26 protein-coding genes and 1 pseudogene are annotated in these 24,868 nt (G+C 64.7%); 5 read left to right on the top strand and 22 right to left on the bottom strand.

What is annotated here, in order from left to right; all coding sequences use genetic code 11:
- Positions 1 to 11: 11 nt before the first annotated feature.
- Both FJW06_RS19235 and FJW06_RS19230 read right to left on the bottom strand, forming a co-directional pair.
- Entirely contained in the window at positions 12 to 1,214 is a 1,203-nt protein-coding gene (locus tag FJW06_RS19235) for a PLP-dependent transferase (protein ID WP_140753787.1), read from the bottom strand.
- Positions 1,211 to 1,942, bottom strand: a complete 732-nt coding sequence (locus FJW06_RS19230) for a FadR/GntR family transcriptional regulator (RefSeq protein ID WP_140753786.1) — start codon at positions 1,940 to 1,942, stop codon at positions 1,211 to 1,213. The genes FJW06_RS19235 and FJW06_RS19230 overlap by 4 nt, the downstream gene beginning before the upstream one ends.
- Positions 1,943 to 2,251: 309 nt before the next feature.
- Here FJW06_RS19230 and FJW06_RS19220 point away from each other — a divergent pair.
- Positions 2,252 to 2,359 (top strand): annotated as a pseudogene (locus tag FJW06_RS19220) (AraC family transcriptional regulator); the annotation flags it as partial.
- 297 nt (positions 2,360 to 2,656) lie between these two features.
- On the opposite strand, the gene FJW06_RS19210 reads toward FJW06_RS19220, so the two are convergent.
- From FJW06_RS19210 to FJW06_RS19160, 11 genes are all read right to left on the bottom strand, one after another.
- On the bottom strand, positions 2,657 to 3,316 hold the full coding sequence (locus FJW06_RS19210; RefSeq protein ID WP_140753784.1) for a DUF2161 family putative PD-(D/E)XK-type phosphodiesterase: 660 nt from the start codon (positions 3,314 to 3,316) through the stop codon (positions 2,657 to 2,659).
- A 68-nt stretch (positions 3,317 to 3,384) separates the two neighbouring features.
- On the bottom strand, positions 3,385 to 4,662 hold the full coding sequence (locus tag FJW06_RS19205; protein ID WP_140753783.1) for an L-fuconate dehydratase: 1,278 nt from the start codon (positions 4,660 to 4,662) through the stop codon (positions 3,385 to 3,387).
- Positions 4,663 to 4,726: 64 nt separating this feature from the next.
- Positions 4,727 to 5,458, bottom strand: a complete 732-nt coding sequence (locus FJW06_RS19200; protein ID WP_140753782.1) for an SDR family oxidoreductase — start codon at positions 5,456 to 5,458, stop codon at positions 4,727 to 4,729.
- Positions 5,459 to 5,475: 17 nt separating this feature from the next.
- Complete coding sequence (locus tag FJW06_RS19195; protein WP_140753781.1) at positions 5,476 to 5,922, bottom strand: MaoC/PaaZ C-terminal domain-containing protein; 447 nt, start codon at positions 5,920 to 5,922, stop codon at positions 5,476 to 5,478.
- A 7-nt stretch (positions 5,923 to 5,929) separates the two neighbouring features.
- Entirely contained in the window at positions 5,930 to 7,003 is a 1,074-nt protein-coding gene (locus FJW06_RS19190) for a Gfo/Idh/MocA family oxidoreductase (RefSeq protein WP_140753780.1), read from the bottom strand.
- Entirely contained in the window at positions 6,996 to 7,325 is a 330-nt protein-coding gene (locus FJW06_RS19185) for an L-rhamnose mutarotase (protein ID WP_140753779.1), read from the bottom strand. The genes FJW06_RS19190 and FJW06_RS19185 overlap by 8 nt, the downstream gene beginning before the upstream one ends.
- A 10-nt stretch (positions 7,326 to 7,335) precedes the next feature.
- A complete protein-coding gene (locus FJW06_RS19180) occupies positions 7,336 to 8,448 on the bottom strand; it encodes a mandelate racemase/muconate lactonizing enzyme family protein (protein WP_140753778.1) in 1,113 nt (370 codons plus the stop codon).
- Between the two features lies 1 nt (position 8,449).
- Positions 8,450 to 9,547, bottom strand: coding sequence for a sn-glycerol-3-phosphate ABC transporter ATP-binding protein UgpC (gene ugpC / locus FJW06_RS19175; protein ID WP_140753777.1), 1,098 nt, complete (start codon positions 9,545 to 9,547; stop codon positions 8,450 to 8,452).
- 4 nt (positions 9,548 to 9,551) lie between these two features.
- On the bottom strand, positions 9,552 to 10,418 hold the full coding sequence (locus tag FJW06_RS19170; RefSeq protein ID WP_140753776.1) for a carbohydrate ABC transporter permease: 867 nt from the start codon (positions 10,416 to 10,418) through the stop codon (positions 9,552 to 9,554).
- A gap of 2 nt (positions 10,419 to 10,420) precedes the next feature.
- On the bottom strand, positions 10,421 to 11,317 hold the full coding sequence (locus FJW06_RS19165) for a sugar ABC transporter permease (RefSeq protein ID WP_140753826.1): 897 nt from the start codon (positions 11,315 to 11,317) through the stop codon (positions 10,421 to 10,423).
- A 133-nt stretch (positions 11,318 to 11,450) separates the two neighbouring features.
- On the bottom strand, positions 11,451 to 12,767 hold the full coding sequence (locus tag FJW06_RS19160; protein WP_140753775.1) for a sugar ABC transporter substrate-binding protein: 1,317 nt from the start codon (positions 12,765 to 12,767) through the stop codon (positions 11,451 to 11,453).
- Between the two features lie 165 nt (positions 12,768 to 12,932).
- Here FJW06_RS19160 and FJW06_RS19155 point away from each other — a divergent pair, with 165 nt between their 5' ends.
- Together FJW06_RS19155 and FJW06_RS19150 are read left to right on the top strand one after the other, a co-directional pair.
- The gene (locus tag FJW06_RS19155) at positions 12,933 to 13,721 is read left to right on the top strand and encodes an IclR family transcriptional regulator (RefSeq protein ID WP_140753774.1); all 789 of its coding nucleotides are present in this window, start codon (positions 12,933 to 12,935) and stop codon (positions 13,719 to 13,721) included.
- 166 nt (positions 13,722 to 13,887) lie between these two features.
- The gene (locus FJW06_RS19150; RefSeq protein WP_140753773.1) at positions 13,888 to 14,727 is read left to right on the top strand and encodes an amidohydrolase; all 840 of its coding nucleotides are present in this window, start codon (positions 13,888 to 13,890) and stop codon (positions 14,725 to 14,727) included.
- On the opposite strand, the gene FJW06_RS19145 is transcribed toward FJW06_RS19150, so the two are convergent.
- From FJW06_RS19145 to FJW06_RS19110, 8 genes are read right to left on the bottom strand one after another with little or no spacing between them, the layout of a single operon-like run.
- Positions 14,728 to 15,693, bottom strand: coding sequence for an ABC transporter permease (locus FJW06_RS19145; RefSeq protein ID WP_140753772.1), 966 nt, complete (start codon positions 15,691 to 15,693; stop codon positions 14,728 to 14,730). It abuts the gene before it with no gap.
- Positions 15,694 to 15,698: 5 nt separating this feature from the next.
- Positions 15,699 to 16,640 (bottom strand): ABC transporter permease, encoded by a 942-nt coding sequence (locus FJW06_RS19140; RefSeq protein ID WP_140753771.1) that lies wholly within the window; start codon positions 16,638 to 16,640, stop codon positions 15,699 to 15,701.
- On the bottom strand, positions 16,637 to 17,374 hold the full coding sequence (locus tag FJW06_RS19135; RefSeq protein ID WP_140753770.1) for an ATP-binding cassette domain-containing protein: 738 nt from the start codon (positions 17,372 to 17,374) through the stop codon (positions 16,637 to 16,639). Before FJW06_RS19135 ends, FJW06_RS19140 begins: the two co-directional genes overlap by 4 nt.
- Positions 17,367 to 18,104, bottom strand: a complete 738-nt coding sequence (locus FJW06_RS19130; RefSeq protein WP_140753769.1) for an ATP-binding cassette domain-containing protein — start codon at positions 18,102 to 18,104, stop codon at positions 17,367 to 17,369. The genes FJW06_RS19135 and FJW06_RS19130 overlap by 8 nt, the downstream gene beginning before the upstream one ends.
- A gap of 56 nt (positions 18,105 to 18,160) precedes the next feature.
- The gene (locus FJW06_RS19125) at positions 18,161 to 19,345 is read right to left on the bottom strand and encodes an ABC transporter substrate-binding protein (RefSeq protein WP_140753768.1); all 1,185 of its coding nucleotides are present in this window, start codon (positions 19,343 to 19,345) and stop codon (positions 18,161 to 18,163) included.
- A 25-nt stretch (positions 19,346 to 19,370) separates the two neighbouring features.
- Positions 19,371 to 20,498 carry an extracellular solute-binding protein gene (locus FJW06_RS19120; protein ID WP_181178440.1) on the bottom strand — a complete coding sequence of 376 codons (1,128 nt, stop codon included), beginning with the start codon at positions 20,496 to 20,498 and terminating at the stop codon, positions 19,371 to 19,373.
- Between the two features lie 20 nt (positions 20,499 to 20,518).
- A complete protein-coding gene (locus tag FJW06_RS19115) occupies positions 20,519 to 21,679 on the bottom strand; it encodes a CaiB/BaiF CoA-transferase family protein (protein ID WP_140753766.1) in 1,161 nt (386 codons plus the stop codon).
- Positions 21,680 to 21,682: 3 nt separating this feature from the next.
- The gene (locus FJW06_RS19110; RefSeq protein ID WP_140753765.1) at positions 21,683 to 22,234 is read right to left on the bottom strand and encodes a MaoC family dehydratase; all 552 of its coding nucleotides are present in this window, start codon (positions 22,232 to 22,234) and stop codon (positions 21,683 to 21,685) included.
- Positions 22,235 to 22,439: 205 nt separating this feature from the next.
- On the opposite strand from FJW06_RS19110, the gene FJW06_RS19105 reads away from it, so the two are divergent.
- Positions 22,440 to 23,552 carry a lactonase family protein gene (locus FJW06_RS19105; protein WP_140753764.1) on the top strand — a complete coding sequence of 371 codons (1,113 nt, stop codon included), beginning with the start codon at positions 22,440 to 22,442 and terminating at the stop codon, positions 23,550 to 23,552.
- Positions 23,553 to 23,565: 13 nt separating this feature from the next.
- Here FJW06_RS19105 and FJW06_RS19100 read toward each other — a convergent pair whose 3' ends face one another.
- On the bottom strand, positions 23,566 to 23,922 hold the full coding sequence (locus FJW06_RS19100; protein ID WP_246674699.1) for a hypothetical protein: 357 nt from the start codon (positions 23,920 to 23,922) through the stop codon (positions 23,566 to 23,568).
- A gap of 357 nt (positions 23,923 to 24,279) precedes the next feature.
- Between FJW06_RS19100 and FJW06_RS19095 the strand changes: the two genes are divergently transcribed.
- On the top strand, positions 24,280 to 24,837 hold the full coding sequence (locus FJW06_RS19095; protein WP_348644058.1) for a YbhB/YbcL family Raf kinase inhibitor-like protein: 558 nt from the start codon (positions 24,280 to 24,282) through the stop codon (positions 24,835 to 24,837).
- Positions 24,838 to 24,868: the final 31 nt, after the last annotated feature.

Genomic DNA, 24,868 nt, shown 5'->3' with positions numbered 1-24,868 from the left:
CATTTTGATCCTTATTTTTTTGCTCTGTCGAAGGCTTGGGCGATGTCGGCCCAGAGGTCTTCGACATTTTCCAATCCGACATTGAAGCGGATGGTTCGGGGGCTGACGCCGAAGCGCGCCATCGAATTGATGCCCGGCGTCTGCTCGAGCGAGGCCTTTGCCGGCACGACCAGGCTTTCATGGCCGCCCCAACTGACGCCGATGCGAAAATATTTCAGCGCGTCGACGAAAGCCGGGATGTCGACATCCTCGGTGACCTCGAAGGAGAACAGTCCGGCATAGCCGGCTAAAGTCTTCTTGCCGGGATGGTTGGAGTAGGCAGGGTGGTTGACGCGCTCGACCTTGCCGTGCGCCTTTAGCCGCTCGGCGATGACAAGCCCGCTCTTCATGTGGTGCGGCAGGCGCAGCGGCAGCGTGCGCAGGCCGCGCAGCAATAGCCAGCCTTCGAAGGGCGACAGCTTGCCGCCAAGCTGGGAATAGGTCTGCTCGTTGATATGCTTGATGTGGACGGCAGAACCCGCCACCACGCCGGCGACGGTGTCGCTGTGGCCGCTCAGATATTTCGAGGCCGAATGCAGCACCAGGTCGACGCCGTGCGAGATCGGCTTCTGGAAGACGGGCGTCGCCCAGGAATTGTCGATGGTGGTGACAATGCCCTGCTCCTTGGCCAGCCGCGTCAGGTGTTCGAGATCCTGCAGCTCGAACATCATCGAGGTCGGGCTTTCGAGGTAGAGCAGCTTGGCGCCGGGAAGCGCCGCGGCAACCGCGTCGGGATCGGAGCCGTCGACATAGTCGACCTTGATGTGAAGGCGCGGAAACAGGCGCTCGAACAGGCGGTAGGCATCGCCATAGCAATTGCGCACGGCGACCATGCGCTCGCCGGCGCCGACGAAGGCGAGCACCGTGGCGCTGATCGCCGCCATGCCGCTGGAGAAGCCGCGCGCGGCTTCCGCGCCCTCGAGCGCCGCGACGCGCGCCTCGAACTCCATCACCGTCGGATTGTCGCCGCGCGAGTAGATCGGCTGCTTCCTCCTGCCGGCGAAGGTCTCGGCCATGTCGGCGTAATTGGCGAAGGTGAACAGCGAGGTCTGGTAGATCGGTGGCACCACCGCGCCGCCCGGGAACGGATCGTCATGCGCCAGCAGCGTCGCCGCCTCGCCGAGATAGTCGCTGGCCAGGGAAGCCGGGTCGAAGGTGTTGGGCTGCTCGTTCATCTGCGGTCCGAAAGTTTGAGGTTGGCGGCGCCGCGCTTCAGATCGTCCTCGACGGTGGCGATCAGCTTCAGCGCTTCGGCGCGGGCGCCTTCGGGGTCGCGCGCGGCGATGCGCTCGAAGATGGTGCGGTGATAGGGAAAGCTTGCATGGCCGAAATCCCGCACGCCGAGCGGATGCTCCCAGAAACGGTGGAACATCTCGTACATGGCGGCGATGATCTGCTCGAAGAGCGGGTTGCCGGAGGCGCGGAAGACCGCCTGGTGGAATTCCCAATCCTCCTCCGAGGACATGCCGGCGCGAGTCTGGAAGGCCTCCTCCATGAGGTCGAGCTTGCGCTCGATCTCGGCGAGCTCGGCCTTGCCGGCGCGAATAGCGCAAAGGGCGGCTGCCTCGGCCTCCAGCGCGCGGCGGATCTCCAGCGTCGCCATCAGGCCGGCGAAGTCGTTGCCGCCGGCGAGCGTCAGCGGCATGTGCAGCATGTCGGGGGAGACGGCGGCCTTGAGATAGGTGCCCGAGCCCTGCCGCCGTTCGACGAGGCCCAGCCCTTCCCAGCGGGTCAGGGCCTCGCGCACCGTGTTGCGGCTGACCTTGAGGCGTTCGGCCAGGATACGCTCGGTCGGCAGCTTTTCGCCCGGGCCCAGAGCCTCCTGCCGCACGAAGCCCGCCAATGCTTTCAGCACCGCGTCATCGCGGGCCGTGGTCTGGATGGGGGGCAGAAAATCGGTCAAGCCGGCCGCGCCTAAAGTGGTTCAATGGTCCAACCAATTTCTGCACAGACGGAAAAGATGAGTCAACAGTCGAAAACGGGCCGGGCTGAACAGCGCTATGCGCCATCCAGCCCCGGCGTTTCAGGCGCGGATGCGTGCCGGCTCGGCCGCACGCTCCCGGCGCCAGCGCGCGAACATTTCCTCGCGGACCCGCCTCGAACCCGAAAGCCGCTCCTTGGCCTCCGCCAGCACGGCCGGCGAAGCCTCGGCGGGCGTGCCGGAGCGGAAGGGAGGCGCCGGGGCATGTTCGAGCGAGAGCTGCACGAGACGGTCAGCCAGACGGCCCGGCGCTGCGGCTTCGGCTCCGAGGAGACGATGCGGCGCGGCTTTCTACGTATCCTCGGCACCAATCCGCGCGGCTACCGCGAGCGTTTCTGATCGAGACCGCTCGCGCCATGAAGCGGGGCTTAGCGCGTTTCGCCGTTTCACGGAAACGGCGAAACGCACTATCTCTTTTTACGCAATTCCGGGCGGAAAACCGCTCACACTTTTCCTGGAATTGCTCTAGCGGTGACGCGGCGGAACTCGCGGTTGAAGTTCGATTTGGTCAGGAAGCCGGATTCGAGCATCGCGGAGGCCGAGTCACGCTGATACGCACGACCTGCAGAGGAGCATGCAGGGTCCGATGTGGTCTCGGCCTCCGCGAAAAGCTTCCGTGGCCTCCGGGCGTGAAGCTTATAGAGCTGCCGGAAGCGGCCCAATCGCGGCAAGGCCGGCTTCGGTCAGTGCATAGATGCCGCGCTCGGCGCGGGCGAACCAGCCATAGTAGTTATGCTGCAGGATGCTCGCGGCGCGCGGCGAAAGGGCCTTGAGGTCGCGCGGCCGTTTCGGGCCGTCGGCCATGGCGGCGGCGCAGGCCAGCGCCTCCTGCCGGTAGGCGGTCATGATCGGCTTCTTGCGCGTGCTGCCGCCGACGGACGGATCGCCCTTGCGGCGGTGATGCTCCTCGACCAGGCGCGAGCGCCGCCTGGGATCCCGGCGCGGCGGCAGGGCGGCGGGACTGAGCAGCAGCTCCACCTCACCCTTCCTGCCGACACCCAACAGGCCGAAGCCGAGACGGCGGCAGAGCGCGCGAAAGCGGCGGTCGTGCTCGCGGCCCCTGCCGCGCGCCGACATATAGGCGGCGAGCCACACCTCGTCGCACGCGGCCGCGCGATCGACGGCTTGCAGAACGAGCTCGAGGTTGAATTGCAGCTTCAGCTCGCAGATGACGACAACCGGCGGCTCGCCGGCGCGCACGCCGACCACGTCGCAGCCGCCGATCTCGCCCTTGACGGCGAAATCCATGCTCTCGAGAAACCGCTTCACCGGCTCGTAGAGGGAAGTCTCCTGCATGCGACAGGCATAGCCGATTCGCGGCGGTCGGGCACCGCGGGCGGCGCCCCGGTTTGCCGCGCCATGTCTCAGGCGCGATGCAGGTAATCCTCGATCGACTTCGCCTTCATCTCGATCGAGAATCCGGGCGCCTGGGGCGGCATATAGGCGGCGTCGCGGATCACGCAGGGTTCCAAAAAATGCTCGTGCAGGTGATCGACATATTCGATGACCCGCCCGTCCTTGCTGCCTGACACGGCGACATAGTCGATCATCGACAGGTGCTGGACATATTCGCACAGGCCGACGCCGCCGGCATGCGGCCAGACCGGCAGGCCGAACTTGGCCGCGATCAGGAGCACCGCCAGCACTTCGTTCAGCCCGCCCATGCGGCAGGAATCGATCTGCACCACGTCGATCGCGCCGCCAGCGATGAACTGCTTGAACATGATGCGGTTCTGGCACATCTCGCCGGTCGCGACCTTGATCGGCGCGACAGCCTTGCGGATCTTGGCGTGGCCGGCGACATCGTCCGGGCTGGTCGGCTCCTCGATAAAGAAGGGCCTGGCGAAGGCGAGGTCCTTGAGCCAATCGATCGCCTGGTCGACCTCCCATACCTGGTTGGCGTCGATCATCAGGTAGCGGTCCGGACCGATGACCTCGCGGGCGATCCCGAGACGGCGGATATCGTCGGCGCGATCGCGGCCGACCTTCAGCTTGATATGGTTGAACCCATCGTCGACCGCTTCCTGGCAGAGACGCCTGAGCTTGTCGTCGGGATAGCCTAGCCAGCCGGCGGAGGTGGTGTAGCAGGCATAACCCTCACGCTCGAGCGTGGCGATGCGGTCGGCCTTGCCGGCTTCGGCCTTCTTCAAAATCTCCAGCGCCTCGGCCGGCGTGATCGCATCGGTGAGGTAGCGGAAGTCGACAAGGCGCACGATTTCTTCCGGGCTCATCTCGGCGACCAGGCGCCAGACCGGTTTGCCGGCTTCCTTGGCCCAAAGGTCCCAGACGGCATTGACCACCGCGCCGACCGCGAGATGCATGGCGCCCTTATCCGGCCCGATCCAGCGCAACTGGCTGTCGCCGGTCACATGGTGCCAGAAGCGGCCGGGATCCTCTTTCACCCAGTCGAGGTCGAGTCCGACGACCAGATGGCGCAGCGCTTCGATCGCCGCGCAGCAGATCTCGTTGCCGCGGCCGATGGTGAAGGTGAGGCCGTGGCCCTTCAGCGACTGGACATCGGTGTCGAGGATGACATAGGCGGCCGAATAGTCCGGGTCCGGATTCATAGCATCCGAGCCGTCGAGGCTTTGCGATGTCGGGAAACGGAGGTCGAAGGTTCTGAGGTCCGTGATTTTCGTCATTGCTGCCTCGTACTAGCCCGCCTCGTCATTGGATCGCCACCGCTCAATTGCCCGCCGAACGGCCTCAGATCGACCAGCCGCCGTCGATATTATAGGCCTGTCCCGTCGTATAAGTCGCGCCGGCGAGATAGACCGCGAGGTCGGCGATCTCTTCCGGCGTGCCGATCCTGCCCATCGGCTGGCGGGCGATGAAGGCCGCGCGCGCCGCCTCATAGTCGCCTTGCGCCTGCATGCGGCCCTGAAGCGAAGGGCTTTCAACCGTGCCCGGGCAGATCGCGTTGCAGCGGATGCCTTTGGCGACATAGTCAGCCGCGATCGATTTGGTCAGGCCGACCACGGCCGCCTTGGTCACGCCATAAGCAAAACGGTTCGGCACGCCCTTCGGGGCGCCGGCGACGGAGGCCATGTTGACGATCGAGCCGTCGCCGCGTTCCAGCATGCCGGGCAGCACGGCGCGGATGGTGCGGATCATAGCGCGCACATTGAGGTTGAAGGCGAAGTCGAGATCCTCGTCCTTCATCTCGAGGATCGAGCCGGCATGAACGAAGCCGGCGCAGTTGAACAGGACATCGACCTGGCCGATCTCGGCGAAGGCGGCCTTCACCGCCTCGTCGTTCAGCACATCGAGTTTTCGCGTCGCAATGCCGGGCGTGTCGGCAAGTTCGGCCAAGGCCGTCTCGTTGATGTCGGTGGCGTGGACGATGGCGCCCGCTTTCGCGAAAGCCAGCGCGCTTGCCCGTCCAATGCCTTGCGCGGCCGCCGTAACGACCACGACCTTGCCTGTGATGTCAGCCATTCTTCTGTCTCCGTCTTTCAGCCGGGCCGTCGCTCGACGATGTAGATGTGATCCGCGGCCAGCACGACCTCGTCACGCTGGTTCAAAACCTCGACGCGCTCGATGACGCGCCCGGCGTTTGGCCGTTTCGGGTCGTCTTCCTTGGCGGCGATGGTGGTGCGCGTGCGAATGGTGTCGCCGATGAAGACTGGCTTGATGAAACGCAGCCTGTCGTAGCCGTAGGAGAAGGCGACCGGATTGATGACGCTCGCCGTCAGGCCGACGCCGACCGAGAAGACCAGGGTGCCATGGGCAATGCGCTGGCCAAAAGGCGTCGTCTTCATGAACTCGGCATCCATGTGATGCGGGAAGAAATCGCCGGTGTGGCCGGCATGGACGACGAAGTCGGTCTCAGTGATGGTGCGGCCGCCGGTGAGGCGGGACGAGCCGATCTCGTAATCCTCGAAATAGGTGGTCTGTTCCATGTCCCGCCTATGGCTTTTCGGCCAGCGGCGTCGCCGGCGCGGAGCTCGATTTATAGGCGGCCTCGACCAACGCCATGGTGTGCCAGGCGTCCTCGACGGAACTCACCAGTTCCGCGTCCTCGCCGGACGCGAAGCGCTGGACATTGGCCATGCGGCCGACAAAGGCATCGGGGAACCATTCGCCGGCGAGCGGGACGGTGACCCACTCCGAGCCGCCCTTGGGATGGATTTCCAAGATGTCCGGTTCGCCGCGTGGATAGTCGAGGTTGAGGCCGAGCTTGACATAGGCCGCGCCCTCTGTGCCGCAGATGCGGAACTCGCAGGCCTGGTAGCGCCGGCCGAACTTGTGGTCGTGGTTGATCGACAGCCCGCAGCGCACCGTGTCGCCATAGTCGAGGATGGCACTGGTGCGGGTCTGCGCGACCTTGTGGTTGGGATGGCCGAGCGTCTTGGCATGCACGCCCAGCGGATTGCCGAGAAGCTGGCGGATCAGGTCAAGATAGTGGATCGAATGCATGGCAATCTCGACGCGTGGCGCCTTGAGCAGGAATTCCCAGAGCTGCCAGGGCGTGTCCAGCGCCAGAAGCGCGTCGAAATCGACGACCTCGCCCAACCATCCGCGGGCGATGGCATCCTTCAGCGCGAGCATCATCGGCGCGAAGCGGAGCTGGAAATTGACCGCCGCCTTCAGTTGCTTGGCGCGGCAGATTTCCAGGATCTCGGTCGCCTCGCCGAGATAATTGCCCATCGGCTTCTGGATCAGCGCCACCGCGCCATCGGGCAAGGCCTTCAGCACCTCGGCGTGCCGGCCCGGCGGCGTCGCCAGATCGAAGATTGCGTCCTTCACGGCCGCGGCCTCCTCGACCGAGCCGAACGCCTTCACGCCCCATTTGTCGGCGAGCCTTTGCGCCTTGGGCTGGTCCGGATCGTAGAGGCCGGAAATCGGGAAACCGCCCTTGCAGTAGGCGGGAAAATGCGCGTCGCCGACGATCGAGCCGGCGCCGAAGGTGACGATCGGGCGCGGCTTCGAGGGCTTGGGCCAGGACTGCGCCAGCGATGCCGGATCAAAGGCATCAGTCATGATGGAAGACCTCTTGCATCGACGCCCACCACTCGCCTTCCTTGCGGGTTTCCAGCGGCTCCTGGCATGGCATGCAGACCGCCCACCACTCCTGCGTCTTCGGGTCGGCGGCCATCTTGGCCATGTCGGCCGCGTAGTCGCTGCCGTGGTACTCGAAATAGGAGAAAAGCAGGTTCTCCGGCCGCTTCAGGAAGATCGAATAGTTCTTGATGTTGCAGGCCGAGATCATGGCGAGAACGTCCGGCCATACGGCGGCGTGAAGGCGGACATATTCCTCGACCTTCTCGGGCTTCAGCCCAAGCACCATTCCCATGCGCTGCATATCCGCCTCCCTATTTCACGATCGCCGTGGTGAATTCGGCGATGCTCCTTGCCTTGACCGCGTCCCAGTCCCAGTCGATGCCGATGCCCGGCTCGCTGGGCGCCAGGGCGTGGCCATCTTCGATGCGCATCTTGGCGCCCGTCAACTGATCGAGCTGCGGAATATACTCGACATATTTGCCGTTCTGGATGGCGCAGACCAGGCTGACATGCAACTCCATCAGGAAATGCGGGCAGACCGGCATGTCGAAGGCCTCCGCAGCATGGGCGACCTTCAGCCATGGCGTGATGCCGCCGATGCGGCCGACGTCGACCTGGATGATGTTGGCGCCGCCTTTCTGCATGTACTCGCGGAAGTGCCTGATGGAATAGAGCGACTCTCCCACCGCGATCGGCGTCGCCGTCGAATTCGACAGCCGCACATGGCCGTCTATGTCGTCGGCCGGTAGCGGCTCCTCGATCCAGGCGAGGTCGAGATCGCGCAAGCGCTCGGCGCGGCGGATCGCTTCGTCGACGGAAAAGCCCTGGTTGCAATCCGTCATGACCTCGTAGCCGTCGCCGACCGCCTTGCGCACCGCCGACAGCCGTGAAAAATCCTCCGAGCCATGCGGCTTGCCGATCTTGACCTTCGAGCCGGTGAAACCCTTGGCCTTGGCCTCCAGCGCGTCGTCGACCAGCGCCTGAGTCTCGATGTGCAGCCAGCCGCCTTCCGTGGTGTAGAGCGGACAGCGATCCTTGGCGCCGCCGGCGAGCTTCCAGAGCGGCAGGTTCTGTTTTCTAGCCCGCAGATCCCAAAGGGCGGTGTCGATGGCGGCCAGTGCGATCGCGGTGATGGCGCCGATGGTGGTGGCGTGGGTGGCGAATTCGAGCTCGTGCCAGATCGCCTCGATCTGGTCGGCGTCGCGGCCGATCAGGCGCGGCGCGAGATGGTCGGCAAGCAGCCGCATCACCGATGAGCCGCCGGTGCCGATCGTGTAGCTGTAGCCGGTGCCCAACGCGCCGTCGGAATCGGTGATGGTGACGATCGGCGTTTCCTGGCTGACGAAGCTCTGGATGGCGTCGGTACGCTTGACCTTCGGCACGAGGTCGACCATGCGCAGTTCGATTTTCTCGATTTTCGCCATGTCAGTTCCTCAGCGATTTTCCGGTTTCGGCGGAGAACAGATGCGCGCGGCTCAGGTCGAAGCTCATGCCGATCCTGTCGCCGGCTTTCAGCGGCTTGGGATTGAGCATGCGCGAGACCCAGTCGGTGCCGTTGAATTCGGCGAAGACCAGCGTTTCGTTGCCGAGCGGCTCGGTGATGCTGACCGGCAGCTCGATACGATGGACTTCCGCTTCGCCCCCGGAGCTCAAGCCGTGGCCGGTGGGATAGAAATCATCGGGGCGGATGCCGAACACGACCTTGTCGCCGGCTGCCGTCTTCGAATTGAACTGGCCAGGCAGAGGCAGGCTGTCGCCGCCGCTGAACACCAGCCTGCCATCGCTCACCGTCGCCTCATGCAAATTCATTGGCGGCGAGCCGATGAAGCCGGCGACGAAGCGGGTGGCGGGACGGCTGAACACCTCGTCCGGCGTGCCGACCTGCTCGATGTAACCGGAGCGCATGATGACGATGCGGTCGGCGAGCGTCATCGCCTCGACCTGGTCGTGGGTGACGTAGATGACGGTCGACTTCACCTTGGCATGCAGCTTCTTGATCTCGGTGCGCATCTGCGTGCGGAGCTTCGCGTCGAGGTTGGAGAGCGGCTCGTCGAACAGAAACACGTCCGGATCGCGCACGATGGCGCGGCCCATGGCGACGCGCTGGCGCTGGCCGCCGGAGAGCTGCGAGGGGCGGCGCTCCAGCAATTCGTCCAGGCCGAGGATGGCGGAGGCTTCGGCGACCCGCCGGTCCATGTCGTCCTTGGCGGCACCCGCGATTTTCAGCGAGAAACCGAGATTCTCGCGCACCGTCATATGCGGATAGAGCGCGTAGGACTGGAACACCATGGAGATGTTGCGCGAGCGCGGCGGCAGGTCGTTGACCGTGCGGCCGCCGATATCGATGTTGCCGCCGCTGATATCCTCGAGGCCGGCGATCATGCGCAGGGTCGTCGATTTGCCGCAGCCAGACGGGCCGACCAGCGCGATGAATTCGCGGTCGGCGATCTCGAGATCGATGCCGTGCACGATCTCCATATTGCCGTAGCGCTTGGTGAGCTTTTTCAGCGAAACCGTTGCCATGAAGTCAACCTTTCACCGCGCCGGAGGTGAGGCCGCCGACGAGATGTTTCTGGACGATGTAGGTGAGAGTCAGCGCCGGAATGATCATCACCACGGCCAGCGCGCACATGCCGCGCCAGTCGATGGTGAACTCGGCCGTGTAGTCGAGCAGCCCGACCGGCAGCGTCTTGGAGTTGACGGAGCGGGTGAGCTGCGAGGCCAAAGCGAACTCGTTCCAGCAGGTGAGGAAGGCGAAGATCGCGGCCGAAGCGATGCCGGGGCGCGCCAGCGGGAATTCCACCTGCCAGAAGGCCTGCCAGCGCGTGCAGCCGTCGATTTGCGCGGCTTCGGCGAGGTCCTTCGGCACCTGGCGGAAGAAGCCGTCGATCAGCCAGATGGTGAAGGGCACGTTGAGCGCGACATAAGCGAGGATCATGCCGATATGGGTGTCGATGATGCCCAACCGCACATAGAGGAAGAACAGCGGTAGCGACAGCGCGATGCCGGGCACGGTGCGCGTCAGCATCAGGCCGAGGAACATGCCCGACTTGCCGCGAAAGCGGTAACGCGCAAAGGCGTAGCCGCCGGCCATGCCGATCGCGACCGCGATCACCGTCGAGGTGACCGAGATGATCAGCGAGTTGCGGAAATAGTCGAGGACCGGAATGCCGCCTTTGCCGATACCGCTGAACATGGCGATGTAAGCATCGAGCGACACTTCCTGCGGGATCCAGACCGGCGGCTTGGCCATGATCTCGACCGTGGGCCTCAGCGACGACAGCACGATCCAGATGCCCGGCAGGCAGATGACGAGCATGGCGAGGAACAGGCTGACACGGTGCGCCACGGTCAGCGCGCGGCGCGTCAGGCGGGCGGAGGCGTTCTCGTCCATCGTCACCACTCCGCGCCAATCTGCGCGCGCGCCGCGGCGAGCTTGTTATAGAAATAGACGGTGAAGGCGATCGACAGCAGGATCGAGAAGTAGGCCATGGCGTTGGCGAGGCCCATGCGAGCGTCGCTGTAGGCGGTACGTCCGACCAGCGTCCACAACAGCTCCGTGCGGCCGGCCGGGCCGCCATCGGTTATGATCTTGACGATGTCATAGGCGCGCGCCACGTCCAGCGAGCGGATCGTCATGGCGATATAGGCGAAGGGCATGACGAAGGGCCATGTGACATAGCGGAAGGTCTGCCAAGGCGTGCAGCCGTCGACGCGGGCCGCCTCGATCGGTTCCTTGGGCATGGCGAGCAGGCCGGCCAGGATCAGGATGGCGAAGATCGAGGTCGACGACCAGATCTCGGCGATCGTAATGGCGATGAAGGCGAGATGGCCTTCGATCAGCCACGGGATGGCGTCCTGCGTGATGCCCAGCGACTGCAGCGCGTTGTTCACCAGGCCGATATTGTCGTTGAACATGAATTTGAACTGAAAGCCGACCAGGATCGGCGAGAACATCATCGGGAACATCATCAGCGTGCGCAGGATACGCTGGCCGCGCGTCGCCTTCTCGACCAGCATGGCTAGACCCAGGCCGAGCAGCATTTCGAGGTTCAGCGCGATGGTGAGCAGCAGGACGGTGCGGCCGAAGGCCCACCAGAAATCCGCGTTGGACAGGATCGAGAGATAGTTCCTGAAGCCGATGAAGACGAAGAAGGTCTCGGGCCGCGTCAGACGGAACGGCGTGAAGCTGGAATAGAGCGACAGGATCAACGGCAGCACCACGACCGCCGCCAGCACGACGATGGCCGGGAGCAGCAGCAGAAACGGCGCGGATGGCTTGAGGCCCTTCATCAGTATCCTGTGGGGTATTGCATTCATTTCGGGCCGCCACGGGCATTGCGCCGGCCGGAGCGGAAAGTCAGCGGCGACAGGACGCTGTCGCCTCCCCCATTCACGATGGGGGAGGCAGCCTTGGGAGCGCTGCTTAGAGCTTGCCGGCGTCCTGGAGGATCTGCGTCGCCTTGGCGGCGGCGTCGTCGAGAGCCTGCTTGGACGTCTTGTCGCCAAGAATCGCCGCCTGCAGCTCGGGATAGACGGCGTTGGAGATCTCTATCCATTCCGGCGTCTGCGGCACGGCGAAGGCGTGCTTGGCTTCCTCCTGGAAGGCGGAGAGAACCTCCTTCTTGTAAGGATCGTTTTCAGCCTGCTTCAAGTCCCAGTCCCAAACCGCGGTGCGGGTCGGCAACGGACCGGCGGCCGCTTCCAGCTTCTGGCTGTCCTCGTTGGTCAGCCACCAGACGAGCGAAGCCGCGGCTTCCTTGTTCGGGCAGTTCTCGGTCACCGAGAAGCCATGGAAACCCGACCAGCCGGTGCGCTTGCCGGAAGAGCCCTTGGGCGCGACCTTCACGCCGACATTGCCGGCGACCTTCGAGGACTTCGGGTCGTTGAAGAAACCGGCCCAGCCCGGCCAGTCGAGGTTGATCGCCACGGTACCGGAGGCAAAGCCCTGGCCGAGATCGTCCCAGAGGTAATTGGTGGTGCCGGCCGGCACGGCCTTGGCCTTGTAGAGGTTGACGAACCAGTCGAGCGCGCGGATGCCGGCCTCGGAGTTGAAGACGGGCTTGCCGCCCTTGTCGAGATATTCGCCGCCCTCGGCGACCACCATCTCGTAGAAGCGGCCGTTGATCGCCTCTTCCTTGCCGGCGAACTGCGTGCCGTAGAAATTTGGCGGGTTGGCGAAGAACTCGGCCTGGTCGGTCACTTCCTTCCAGGTGTCCGGCGGCGCAAGGTCATAGCCGTATTTGGCCTTGAACTTGGTCTTGTTGTCGGCGTTCTCGTAGAGGCTCTTCTGGTAATAGAGCGCCGAGACGTCGAACTGGGCGCGCGGCAGCATCTCCAGCTTGCCGTCGATGGTCGCGGCCTTGATCGTCGAGGGCACGAAAGCGTCGATCTCTTCCTTGGGCAGGAGCTTGCTGAGATCGGTGTAAAGGCTCGTATATTGCGGCGCGAAGGACGAATGGTTCCAGCCGACGCACCAGTTGGTGCTGCCCGAGGCGATGTCGGACTTCAGCTCCTTGTCGATGTCGAAGCCGTTCTTCTTGGTCAGGATGTTGACCTTGGCGCCGGTCGCCTTCTCCCATTCGGGAATGCGCTCGTAGAGCTTTTCATATTGCTGGCCGCCGATCAGCTTCACGTCGATCGTCACGCCCGGAAATTTGCCGGGCAGATCGGCCGAAAACGCGGTGCCGCTCAGCAGCAGGCCAGCCAGGCCGGCGGAAATGCCTAGAACCAGTCTCGTCATGTTCTCCTCCCATGGGCTCGCAGCGACGGCCCGCCGAGTGCGCGACCGATCGCTCAAGTTTCATTCATATGCAAATAGCATTTTCATTCCCGGGTCAAGGCGATTATGCTTCCAGCCGAATGAAGTTCATGCATATATGCAGATCGAAATTCACTGGAGGGGCAGGTGGCTGAGGAAGAAGACGGGGACCGCTACCGCGCGCCGGCGCTGGACAAGGGGCTGGACATTCTCGAATTGTTATCGAGCGTGGACGGCGGGCTGACGCAGGCGGAGATCGCCAAGCGGCTCGACCGCAGCCCGAACGAGTTCTACCGCATGCTCGACCGCCTGGTGCGGCGCGGCTATGTCACCAAGATCGACGGCGACCGCTATTCGCTGACGCTCAAGCTATTCGGGCTGGCGCAATTGCACGCGCCGGTGCGGCGCCTGGTGTCCTACGCGACGCCGATCATGCGCGAATTGGCCGAGACCTCATGGCAAGCCAATCAATTGGTCGTATTCGACCGCGGCGCCGCCGTGGTCATCGCGCAGCAGGAAGCGCCGCGCTACTGGGGCATCTCGATCCGAGTCGGCTCGCATATTAGCCTGTTCGACACCGGCTCCGGCCATGTGCTGCTCGCCTTCCGCTCGCCCGAGGAGCGCAAGATGATGATCGCCGAGCACCTGCAGAGCACCGAACAGCTCAATTTGACGCCGGAGTTCTTTGCCCGCCTCGACCAGGTGCGCGACCGTGGCTACGAGATGATGGCCTCGCTGCAGACCGCCGGCGTCTACAATCTCTCGACGCCGGTGCTTGGGCCCGACGGCAGGGCCATCGCGGCGCTGACCATCCCCTACATCACGCTGGTCAACGCCCCCACGGCGCCGGACATCACGCTGACGATCCGGCATCTGCAAGGCGCCGCCGCCAGGCTGTCGCAGCTCGCCGGATCCGACGTGCCGCAATCGTCGTAATTTCTTATTTGAATAATGGATTTTTCGGCGAGATAGTGCCTTGGAGCGGAAAGAACCCAAAATAGCCGTCACCCGCTCTAAGGTTTTGTTTTTTGGAGCATGATCTCATCCGAAAAGTCTGCAACCTTTCGGGATCATTCTTCAGAGCCACGGAGGAAACGCCGCCATGATCATCGACACGCATCTGCATCTCGTCGACCAAAGCGCGCTTCGCTATCCGTGGCTGGCCGGCGCGCCGGCCTTGAACCGCGATTTCCCCTATGAGGAATATGCAGCCGAAGCGCGGCGCTCAGGCATCGAAGACGTCCTGCATATGGAGGTCGATGTCGATCCTGCCGACATCGCCGCCGAGACCGCTTACGTGAAGTCGGTCGCCGGCCGCCCAGGCAGCCTGCTTCGTGGAGCGATCGCCGCCTGCCGGCCGGAAGAGGCCGGCTTCGAGGCCTATCTGGAGACGGTCAAGGCCGATCCGTTCGTCAAGGGTTTCCGCCGCGTGCTGCATGTCGTGCCCGACGACCTGTCGGAAGGAGCGCTGTTTCGCCAGAACATCAAGCGGCTGGCCGGCACCGGCCTGACCTTCGACCTGGTGGTGCTGCCGCGTCAGATCCCGAAGGCGATGGCGCTTGCCGACCTCGCGCCCGACGTCCAGTTCGTCCTCGACCATTGCGGCGTGCCCGACATCAAGGGCAATGCCGAGCATCCGTGGCGCGAGCATATGGAAGCGATCGCCAAGCGTCCGAATGTCGTTGGCAAAATCTCCGGCGTCGTCGCCTATGCCGACCCGGCGACCTGGACGGTCGATACGCTCCGGCCCTATGTCGAGCACACGATCAGCAGCTTCGGCTGGGACCGGGTGATCTGGGGCAGCGACTGGCCGGTCTGCACACTGGGCGGCGGGCTGACGACCTGGATTGCAGCCACGCACGCCCTGCTGGCTGGCACAAGCGAGTCGGAGCGGACGCGGTTGCTTTCGGGCAATGCGCGCCGGCTATGGCAGTTAGGGTAGTTAAATCGTCGTCCTGACGTGGCGCTCGCGGCCATAGAGCGAGACCAGGAGCAGGATGACTAGGCCGAGCGCGGCCTGCACCGTCGACGGGCGGAAGCCGAGGCCGATCAGCAGCGTGTTGATTTCGGTGAGCACCAGGACGCCGGCGATCGTGCCGAGATAGCTGCCGCGCCCGCCGACAAGCGCCGCGCCGCCGACAACAACCGCGGCGATCGTCTGGAAGAGATAGGGCTGGCCGACATCGCCATAGGCCGAGCCGGTGAAGCCAAGCAAAAGCACGCCGGCAACCGCCGCGAAGAAGGCGCTCGCCGCATAGGTGACAATCCACATGCGCAGCGGATCGATCAGCGCCAGCGGTGCCGCCTCCGGATTGCTGCCGACCGCATAGAGGCGACGCCCATAGGGCGTGCGGGCGAGCACCAGCACGATCAGCGCCGTCAGCAAGATGAGACAAGGCACCAGCAAGGGCACGGGCAAGGGGCCGACCGAGCCGCCGATCGAGACGAAGCTGGACACGGCTTCCGGCGCCGAGCCGGAGGGAAAGCCCTCGGTCCACAACAGCACGGCGCCCTGGACGACCATGCCGATGCCGAGCGTGACGATCAGCGGATGAATGTTCAGTCCGCGCGAGATCAATCCATTGAGCGCGCCGATCGCGATGGCAAGGACACCGACGAGAACGCAGACCAGGGCGAAGTTCCAGCCCTGCCCGTAAAGCTGCGCCGCCACGACATTGGCGAAGCCGATGACGAAGGGGATGGAGAGATCGATGCCGCCGAGGATGACGACCAGGGTCTGGCCGATCGAAGCCACCGCCAGCAGCGAGGCGATGACCAGCAGCGCGCGGATGGCGAAGGGCGCCGAATAGCCGGGGATGAGCAGCGTGCCGACGATCTGCAAAAGCAGCGCCATCAGGAAGGCGCCGGCGATACGGGCGTCGGTGGACTGGAACCAGTTGCTAGTCATCCCGCTCAGCCTTTCCGCTTCGACAGCCGTTCCTGCACCGCCGTCAGCACCACGGCGACGACGAGGATCAGGCCATAGGCGATCTGCAGCACATAGGTTGAAACGTTGAAGGTGGTGAGCAGGCTCTGCAGCAGAAAGATGTCGATGGCGCCGATCGCGGCACCGCCAAGCCCGCCACGGCCGCCGGCGAGGCTGACGCCGCCGAGCGCCACGGCGGCAATGGCGATCAGCGTGTAGGTCGGGCCGATATTGGGGTCGGCCGAGCCGATCAGCGAGGTGAGCATCAGCCCGGCGGCGGCGGCGAAGATCCCGGTGAGCACATAGGCGATCAGCCGCACCTTGGTCACCGGCACGCCAGCCGTATAGGCGGCGCGGTCGTCGCTGCCGACGGCCATCAGCAGGTCGTGATAGGGTGTCCGGCGTATAAGCAGCCAGCAGAGACCGATCAGCGCCAGCGGCATGATCGAGAGCGGTCCGGCCATCGCCTTCAGCCAGTCCGGCGCCGGACCGATCGGGGCCGGCAGGATGGTGAGCGTGATGCCGGTGAGGATCAGATAGGTGCCGAGCGTCGCCACGATCGGCTGAATGCGCACGATGGTGGCAAGCACGCCGTTCGCCGCGCCTACCGCGGCGCCGACCAGCAGCGCGGCCGGGACGATGACCAGCGGCGACGAGATGCCGAGGTTGAGGAACAGAAGCTGGATGACCAGGGCGTTGACGAAGCCCATCAGCGGACCGACCGAGATATCGATGCCGCCGCGTCCCGCCAGGATGACGGGCGCCGAGGCGACGGCCGCGCCGATGAGGGGTGCGGCGAGCCCCAGCAACGTGCCCCAGGACGATGGCTGGAAGCGCGCCGGATTGAGCGCGACGTTGAGCACGATGAGGACGATAAGCATCACAACGGCAAAGCCGACGCCACGGAGCTTGCGAAGGACCGGGCTCATGCGGCGCGTCCGAACATGGCGGCGATCACCGCGTCGGTGGTCATTTCCGCGCCCGAGAACTCAGCCGACACACGCTGCTCGCGGAACACCAGCACGCGGTGGCAGAGAAGCAATATCTCCTCGATCTCGCTGGACAGAATCACCAGGGCCATGCCCTCGGCGGCAAGGCTACGGAAGACGTCATAGAGCACGTGCCGCGTCGCCACGTCGACGCCGCGCGTCGGATCGTTGAGCAAAAGGAAGTTCGGCTCCAGCGCAAGGGCCCGCGCGAGCAGCACCTTCTGCTGATTGCCGCCGGACAGCGTGGTTATGGCCGCCTCGGGGCGTGGCGCGACGATGCTGAGTTTTTGCCTGTAAGCCTCGTAGCGCCGGCGCCGTGCCGCGAAGGAGAGAAGGCCGAAGCGGCGGTCGTTCGACACGGTGGAGATGGCGAAATTGTCGAGCACCGACTGCGCCGGGAAAATGCCGGTCGAGCGGCGGTCGCGCGGCAAATAGGCGATGCCGCCGGCGACGGCCTTGCGGAAGCTGGTGATCGATCCTGCCTTGCCGTCGACGGCGATCTCACCCAAGACCGGCCGCTCAAGCCCAGCCAGCGCGCGCAGGAAGCGTTCCTGGCCATGGCCGTCGAGGCCGGCAAGGCCGACGATCTCGCCCGGCGCGATGGTCTGGGTGATCGGATCGATGCCGGGCGCGATGACAAGGTCCCGCACGCGAAGAGCCTTTCCCTCAGCCATGCGCCAGCTCCGCTGCCGTCTGCGGCGCCATCGCCGCCAGAAGCTCGGCCGGCGTCGAGGCGCCGCGCTCCTCGGTCTTCACCACGCGGCCGGCGCGCAGGATGGATATACGGTCGGACAAAGCCATCACCTCGTCCATGCGGTGCGTGATGAACAGGATCAGCGTGCCCTGTCCGGCAAGCTCGCGCATCAGCGCGAAGACCGACTCGCGGTCGGCAAAGTCGAGCGCCGCCGTCATCTCGTCGAGGATCAGGACACGCGGGTTGCGGATGACGGCGCGGGCGAGCACCACAAGCTGCCGCCCGGCAAGCGGCAGCTCGCCGCATGGCCGGTCGAGATCGATCGGCGTTACCGCAAAGCGCCCGAGCGCGGCCTGCGCCCGGGCGCGCCGCTCGCCGCGCGGCACGCCTCGTCGCCACAGACCGTCCAGGCCAAGCAGGATGTTGTCGGTCACCGAACGATCCGGCGCGACCAGCACTTCCTGGAAAACGGTGACGAAGCCGGCGGCCTGGAAGGCGGCGGGCTGCGTGCCGGAAAACGCCTTGCCATCGAGCAGGATCACGCCGCCATCCGGCTGCACGATGCCGGACAACAGCTTCACCAGCGTGCTCTTGCCCGAGCCGTTCTCGCCCAGGATCGTATGGATCGTGCCGGGACGGAAGGCAATCGACGCCTCGGCCAGCGCGACGGTTTCGCCATAGCGTTTGGAGACGCCTCGGACTTCGAGCATTTTTCTTCCCGAAATGGAGAAGCCGGCCCCTTTAAGGGTGTTGAGCCGGCTTCACATCACTTGGCGCAAGCGTCCGGCACCTTGGAATAATCCCAACCCTTGGTCGGGGCGGGATTGCTGAAATAGGCGTCGAGCACGTTTTCGGGCATCGGGTCCGTCGGCGGCACCGGGAAGACCGAAACGGCGTCCGGCGTCATGCAGTCCTTGTACCATTTGTCGAGCTCGGCGGCATGCACCGGCGGGATCGGGATCAGCAGCGTGTTAAGCTTCGGCTTCTGGCCGTCGAGCATGCGCTCGCCGACACGGAACAGCGTCTGCGCGGTCCAGCCCGGCAGAACGGCATGGCCTTCGAAGCGGTACTTGTCGGGATTGGCCTTCCAGTAGCCCAGCGCATCGCCGGTGATCGAGCCGGTGATCAGCGGCGCCGGGCGGCCGGCTTCAGCGAAGGCCTCGGCGACGACGCGGCTTTCGCTGCCGGTCGTCCACACCGCGTCGATCGGCGCCGGATTGGTGGCGATGGCCTGCAGCACCACTGTCTTGGTGACGTTGGCCGTCCAGTTGCCGTTGACGGTACGCGCGACCTTGAGGCCCTTGTTCTCGGCAAGCGCCTTGTCGGCGCCCTGCTTTTCCTGGACGACGATCGGATGGCCGGCGATGCCTTCGACCACCAGCACGCTGGCATCGGGCTTTGCCTTGCCGATCGCCGTCATCATGTCATAGCCCCAGCGGGCATAGTTGGAATCGACATTGATGGCGTTGGGGCTGGTGATGGAGCCAGCCGCGGTGATGAAGGGAATGCCCGCCTTAGCCGCGGCATTCACGGCATCGTCAAGCGCCGTCGCCGATCCCGGGATCGAGGTGATGATCGAGCACTTCTTGTCGATGAAGGCGCGGATCTGGTTGATCTGCTGGCTCGGGTCGTTGTTCGAATCCGACACCTCGAAGCTCGACACCGAGCCGTCGGCGATGAGGCCGTCGACCAGCCGCTTCAATTCCTTGGTGACCGACACGCGCCACGGATTGCCCTGGTAGCTCTCCGAATGGCACCACTTCCACGGCTTCGCCGGCGGCGTGAAATTATCCCAGGCCGAGGGCAGCACCTTCTGCGGCGCGCCGTCATATTGCGCCTTGAGATCGGCCGGCAGGCCGTCGATCACCGACTTCACGTCGGCGGCATGGGCGGCGAAGGGCATCGAGATTAAGGCGGTTGCGGCGAGCAGGCCGCGTATCAGGCTGGTCATTTTTTCCTCCCTTGGTGCAGTGGAACTAACCGGCAGCGGCCGGCGCGAAACTCTCCCGGAACAGGTGATTGATGTCGGCGACGACGTGGCGGGCGTCCTGCCTGCCGGCAAGGCCGTCATTGATGCGGTCGGAGGCCTGCTGCTGGAAGACCATGTAGCCGTCATGGCGCGGACGGACCCATGCGCCTTCAAGCGTCGCCCGCGTGGCGCGATAGAAGTTGCCGGTCGCGGCATTGACGGCATTATCCTCCCAGGCGGCAGCATGGCCGGGCTGGCCGCCGGCGGCGGCGTAGGGTCCGCGCTGCACGTCGCCGCTGGCAATCCAGTAGGCGAAGTCTATCGCCGCCTCGCGCGCGGCGGAAAAGGCTGAGACGGCAATGCCGGTGCCGCCAAGCGCCGAGCCGATCGGGCCGTTGCCGCCAACGATCGGCATGTCGGCAAAAGCGAGGCGATGCGGCCGGAAACCTGCCACTGCATAGGAAACATAGCCATAGATCAGCGGCGCGCAGGCGATGCGCGAGCCGGATTCGACCATCCTTTCGAACACCGCGATCGGATCCATCGTCAGGCATGCGGGATCGACGAGCGCCGCGATCTCGCGCAGCATCTCGAAAGCGGTTTCGCCGGTCTCGGCGTCAACAAGGTCGGCCGAACCATCGACGATACATGGCCGGCCGAGATCGGCGGCCAAAGTGTAGAAGCACATCAGCGAATGCGGCGGCCTGAGCGGCAAGAGCACCCGGCCCTGCTCGGCAAGCGCCAGCACTTCGGTCCAGATCGTGGGCGCTGCCTCGATCAGGTCCGGCCGCCAGGCCTGCACCTGGGTCGCGGCGTCGATCGGGAAAGCCCATTGCCGCCCCTGCCAGGTGTAGCTCGGATAGGACTTGCCGACGCTTCCCCTGGCCAGCGCCTCGCGCTCCGCCTCGCGGCCGGGGAAATCGAGCGGCGCCAGGCATTTCTCGGCTGTGATCTGGCCGACATGCGGATGGTCGATGACGATCAAATCATAGGCGCGGGCGAGCTCTTCCACCGGGAAGGACTCAAAATCCTGCAGCGAACGCTTGTCCCACTCGATCGAAACGCCGGTCCTTTCCTGCCAAAGCGCCGAGCACGCCACCATCGGGTCGTAGCCGCGCGGATGGCTCCAGGTCATGCCTTTCAAAGAAACACCGCTCACAGGCCGAACTCCGCGCGGATCTTTTCACTGTGCTCGCCGATGCGCGGGGCGGCGCGGTCAACCCTGGCGCGCGCGCCGTCGACGCGCAGCGGCGAACGCGTGGTGAGGATCGAGACATTGTCCTCGCGCGTCACGGTCTGCAGCATGTCGAGCGCCTTGAAACCGTCGCTTTGCATCAGCTCCGGCCAGGTCAGCACCTTGGCGCACCAGACGTCGGCGGGCTCGAGAATGGCCAGCCACTCGTCGGTGGTCTTTTCGGCAATGCGTCTGGCGATGATCGCCTTGATCTCGTCGCGGGCGGTGAACCAGGTCGCGGGCTTGTCGCGGAACGGGTCGAGCTCCGGCAATCCGAGCAGATCGGCGATCTTCGGGATCGGGGTCATGGCAATCGCCAGGTAGCCGTCCTTCGCCGGATAGACGCCGTAGGGCGCCGAGAGATAGGCGTGGGCGCTGCGGAAGGACGAGCGCTTCGGCAGGCGGCGGCCGTCGTTGAGATGCGTGGTCAGCACTTCGAACTGGAAATCGACCAGCGCCTCGAGCAGGCTGGTCTCGACATGGCCGCCCTCGCCCGTGATGCCGCGCCGCACCAGCTTGGCCAGGATGCCTTGGGCGCAGGCAGCGCCCGCCAGCATGTCGGCGATCGCCAGCCCGAACGGCACCGGCCCTTGCTCCTCGTCGCCGTTCAGCCACATCACTCCGGAGCGAGCCTGGGCGAGCAGATCCTGCCCCGGGCGCTTCACCCAGGGGCCGTCCTCGCCATAGCCGCTGATAGAGGCATAGACGAGCCGGGGATTGATCGTCCTCACATGCTCATAATCGAGGCCGAGCCGCTCGATGACGCCCGGCCTGAAGTTCTGGATGAGCACGTCGGCCTTGGCGATCAGCGCGCGCAGCATGGCGAGGGCGGCCTCGTTCTTGAGGTCGATGGCAAGGCTCTCCTTGCCGCGGTTGATGGCGTGGAAAATGGTGGAATCGCCGCCGATCTCGGTGTCGCTGAGATAGAGCCGGCGCGAGAGATCCCCGCCGTCCGGCCGCTCGATCTTGATGACGCGCGCGCCGAGGTCGAGCAGGCGCAGCGAACAATAGGGGCCCGACAGGAACTGGCTCATGTCGACGACGACGAGGCCGGTCAGCGGAAGTTCGTTTTCAGCGGCCACGGCTCACTTCTCTGTCTTGCCGGCGAAATCGGCCGGGTTCTTGTATTTCACCGTCTGGAGATGCTCGCAGTAGAGCACCAGCTCTCCTTCACCCTTGAAGACTTCATAGCTGGCGCGGATCAGGCCCATATCCTGGTAGCGCGGCTTTTTGTCGAGGTTGGTGCGGATCGAATAGATGGTGTCACCAATGAAGACCGGCTTGATGAAGCGAAGCTTGTCATAGCCATAGGAAAAGGCGTTGAGGCAGTTGGTGGCGACCAGGCCGAGCCCGGCCGAGAACACGAAGGCGCCGGCCACCAGCCGCCGGCCGAAGATGCCTTCCTTCTCGGCGAACATCTGGTCCTGCACGTAAGGGTGGATATCCAGCACCAGCGTATTGAACATATGGCTCTCGCCCTCGGAGATGGTGCGGCGGAGCGAACGGATTTTGTGGCCGACCTGCCAGTCCTCGTAGAACCAGTTTTCCGAATTCCAGACAGGGATCTCCGCATGCGCCTCAGGCATGTCGGCAGGATGCGTCGAGGCGACACCGACGGTCGGCGAGAATGCGCTCATGATCCTCTCCGGGAGCTTCCGGCGCGGCCTGCAGGGCGGTTCCGGTCACGATGCCGGATGGCGAGACGCATAATCGCTTTCCTCCCGTCAATTTTCTTTTGTGAATAATATTTTCACATATGGGATTGCCTTGCAAGCGATGATCGGCGAAATTTTTGGAAAGCCGGCACGGGCGCAGGAGCCGCCGGCGACAGGAGGAACACCAATGCAAAGCGCCTGTCTTGTCTTTGTCGGCAGCCTCAACCGCGAGGCGCCCTATTTCCAGGGCGCGCGCGGCGTCGGCCTTGGCGTCTATGCCTTCGACGAGGCGACGCTTGCCGTGCAGAAGCTTGCCGAGACCGACGAGGTCGACAACCCGACCTTCCTATCGGTGACGCCGGACGGAACGCGAATCTATGCCAATTCAGAAGTCTTCGCCTGGCGCGAGGGAACGGTCACCGCCTATCGCTTCGAGCGCGCCGCCAATTCACTCGCCTATATCAACAAGCAGCCGTCACTCGGCAGCATCACCGCGCACAACACCATCAGCCGCGACGGCAGCAAGCTTCTGGTAGCCAATTACGGCATGGGAAGCGGCGGGCCCGACAAGGCGGTCGCCGTGTTCGGCTTTGCGGCCGACGGGGGCCTGACGGCGCCGCTGGCGAGCGTGGCGCATTCCGGCACCGGCCCCAATGCCGAGCGGCAGGAGCGGTCGCATGCCCATAGCGTCACCGAAACCTTCCAGGGCGGCGTCGCCATCGTCGCCGATCTCGGCATCGACCAGTTGGTCTCTTACCGCATCGAGCCCGACGGCACGCTGTTGAAGCTCGCTTCCTCGGCGCTCGCGCCCGGCGCCGGGCCGCGTCACGTCGCGCTGCATCCGAACGGCCGCTTCGTCTTCGTCATGAACGAGCTGGACTCGACGGTGGTGTCGCTGGCGCTCGACCAATCCTCGGGTCGGCTCGAGATAATCGACGCCAAGCCGGCGGTGCCCGCGCAGGCACGCGCACATAATCACTGCGCCGACATCCAGATCTCGCCCGACGGCCGCTTTCTCTACGGCTCCAACAGAGGCCATGACAGCGTGGCCATCTTCGCCGTCGACCAGCAATCGGGAAAGCTCGATCCAGTCGACTTCGCGCCCTGCGGCGGCGCGACGCCGCGCAACCTGGCGCTGACGCCATCCGGCAAGCATCTGTTTTCAGCTAACCAGAATGCCGACCGTATCTCGATCTTCGCCCGCGACGAGCAGAGCGGCCGGCTGACCGATACCCGCCAAGCCATCGAGATCGGAACGCCGATGTGCGTGCGGATCATCGAGGACCCGCTCCAATGCTAGCAGCTCGCGTTGGTTACTGGCCGACCCGCGCGAACGAGCCGGTATAGGTCTGGCCGGCAAGCGCGTAGGTGACGTTGAGCGTTCCCGGCGACGGCATCGTGGCGGTAATGTCCGCGCCGTTCGGCAGGCGTCCGAGCTTCAACGTGTTGCCGGAAATCCTGCCGGAGCCGTCGGCGACGCCCGGCTTGTTGTCGGCCAGATCGCCCCATGCGTAGCTGGCCGTCACCTGCCCGCCCGAGGACACGGTCAGGACCGCGAGCTTGCCGTCATACATGCCGTTGAGCTGCCCCGCCCAGATGCCGGAAAAGGCTGCGTATCTCGCCGGGACGCCCTTGCCGGGCTGGACGACCGCGACCGTCTGATCCAGCACAGCCGAATTCGGCGAGGCCGGAGCGGGAGCGGCGACCGGAGCGGGTTGCGGGTCGGCGACAGGCTGTGTGTCTGGCGTCGATTGGCAAGCAACAAGCGCGACCGCAATGCAAAACATCGCAAAGAGATTGTCTGGTCGCGCAAGCAATCCGGATTGAACCCGCCCCTGCGCCAGTTTCCCACCCAAAACCGAAATCCTCATAAGCATCGCTCTGACAGGAGCCCTTAGCCTAGTTGCCGCCGCCGGCATAGGGATTTCCTTGGCATACGATTTGAGTCGCGTCCGTCTGCGCAGCCGGGACCGATAGCTTCGCTTGCGAACATCCAGCGAGGCTGGAACTCCCGCCGATGCCCCGCGTTGCCAAAAAACCAGCAGCGATTGCGCTCCACCGATCCGAGCAGAGATCGTTCGTTAATTTCCTTCGGGAAGAACGCGATAAGAGCACGGAGTCCAGCCATGGCTTTCACGCTTGAGAGTCCAGCCTTTGGGAATGGCCAGACCATTCCCGAGCCCTATGTCCGCAATGGCGGCAATCTGTCTCCTCCCCTGCAATGGAAGAACGCGCCGGCCGGGACCAAAAGCTTCCTGGTTGTCGTCGAGGATCCCGACGCGCCCCGCGGCATGTTTCGCCATTGGGCGGTCTATGACATTGCCGCCGCCCGGGACCGCCTGCCCGAAGGCACCGCCGGGCCGGAAAGTTTCCGCCAAGGCGTGAACGACTTCGGCAATGCCCATTATGACGGTCCCCAGCCGCCAAAGGGACATGGCGTTCACCACTATCACTTCCGCCTTTTGGCACTCGACGTTGAAACGCTGGAAACCGGCGGGAAGATGGGAATCGCCGAACTTCTGGCCCTTGCGGAGCAGCATGTGATCGCCACCGCCGACCTCGTCGGCACATATGAAACCCGCTGATGCGCAGCTGAAGCGGGCTTTCCGCGTTCGC

Origin of the sequence: Mesorhizobium sp. B4-1-3, from assembly GCF_006439355.1 — a bacterium.
Lineage (GTDB): Bacteria > Pseudomonadota > Alphaproteobacteria > Rhizobiales > Rhizobiaceae > Mesorhizobium.
The sequence above is the reverse complement of the archived record's forward strand: the minus strand, read 5'-3'. Positions and strand labels throughout refer to the sequence as shown.

Excerpts from the sequence above, each read along its gene's own strand:
- FJW06_RS19235 (WP_140753787.1), bottom strand. The coding sequence starts at position 1,214 with ATGAACGAGCAGCCCAACACCTTCGACCCGGCTTCCCTGGCCAGCGAC.
- FJW06_RS19170 (WP_140753776.1), bottom strand. The coding sequence starts at position 10,418 with ATGGACGAGAACGCCTCCGCCCGCCTGACGCGCCGCGCGCTGACCGTG.
- FJW06_RS19125 (WP_140753768.1), bottom strand. The coding sequence starts at position 19,345 with ATGACCAGCCTGATACGCGGCCTGCTCGCCGCAACCGCCTTAATCTCG.
- FJW06_RS19180 (WP_140753778.1), bottom strand. The coding sequence starts at position 8,448 with ATGGCGAAAATCGAGAAAATCGAACTGCGCATGGTCGACCTCGTGCCG.
- FJW06_RS19165 (WP_140753826.1), bottom strand. The coding sequence starts at position 11,317 with ATGAAGGGCCTCAAGCCATCCGCGCCGTTTCTGCTGCTGCTCCCGGCC.
- FJW06_RS19135 (WP_140753770.1), bottom strand. The coding sequence starts at position 17,374 with ATGGCTGAGGGAAAGGCTCTTCGCGTGCGGGACCTTGTCATCGCGCCC.
- FJW06_RS19200 (WP_140753782.1), bottom strand. The coding sequence starts at position 5,458 with ATGGCTGACATCACAGGCAAGGTCGTGGTCGTTACGGCGGCCGCGCAA.
- FJW06_RS19110 (WP_140753765.1), bottom strand. The coding sequence starts at position 22,234 with ATGAGCGCATTCTCGCCGACCGTCGGTGTCGCCTCGACGCATCCTGCC.
- FJW06_RS19120 (WP_181178440.1), bottom strand. The coding sequence starts at position 20,498 with ATGACCTGGAGCCATCCGCGCGGCTACGACCCGATGGTGGCGTGCTCG.
- FJW06_RS19205 (WP_140753783.1), bottom strand. The coding sequence starts at position 4,662 with ATGACGAAAATCACGGACCTCAGAACCTTCGACCTCCGTTTCCCGACA.
- FJW06_RS19145 (WP_140753772.1), bottom strand. The coding sequence starts at position 15,693 with ATGACTAGCAACTGGTTCCAGTCCACCGACGCCCGTATCGCCGGCGCC.
- ugpC (WP_140753777.1), bottom strand. The coding sequence starts at position 9,547 with ATGGCAACGGTTTCGCTGAAAAAGCTCACCAAGCGCTACGGCAATATG.
- FJW06_RS19150 (WP_140753773.1), top strand. The coding sequence starts at position 13,888 with ATGATCATCGACACGCATCTGCATCTCGTCGACCAAAGCGCGCTTCGC.
- FJW06_RS19160 (WP_140753775.1), bottom strand. The coding sequence starts at position 12,767 with ATGACGAGACTGGTTCTAGGCATTTCCGCCGGCCTGGCTGGCCTGCTG.
- FJW06_RS19195 (WP_140753781.1), bottom strand. The coding sequence starts at position 5,922 with ATGGAACAGACCACCTATTTCGAGGATTACGAGATCGGCTCGTCCCGC.
- FJW06_RS19210 (WP_140753784.1), bottom strand. The coding sequence starts at position 3,316 with ATGCAGGAGACTTCCCTCTACGAGCCGGTGAAGCGGTTTCTCGAGAGC.
- FJW06_RS19190 (WP_140753780.1), bottom strand. The coding sequence starts at position 7,003 with ATGACTGATGCCTTTGATCCGGCATCGCTGGCGCAGTCCTGGCCCAAG.
- FJW06_RS19140 (WP_140753771.1), bottom strand. The coding sequence starts at position 16,640 with ATGAGCCCGGTCCTTCGCAAGCTCCGTGGCGTCGGCTTTGCCGTTGTG.
- FJW06_RS19130 (WP_140753769.1), bottom strand. The coding sequence starts at position 18,104 with ATGCTCGAAGTCCGAGGCGTCTCCAAACGCTATGGCGAAACCGTCGCG.
- FJW06_RS19185 (WP_140753779.1), bottom strand. The coding sequence starts at position 7,325 with ATGCAGCGCATGGGAATGGTGCTTGGGCTGAAGCCCGAGAAGGTCGAG.
- FJW06_RS19105 (WP_140753764.1), top strand. The coding sequence starts at position 22,440 with ATGCAAAGCGCCTGTCTTGTCTTTGTCGGCAGCCTCAACCGCGAGGCG.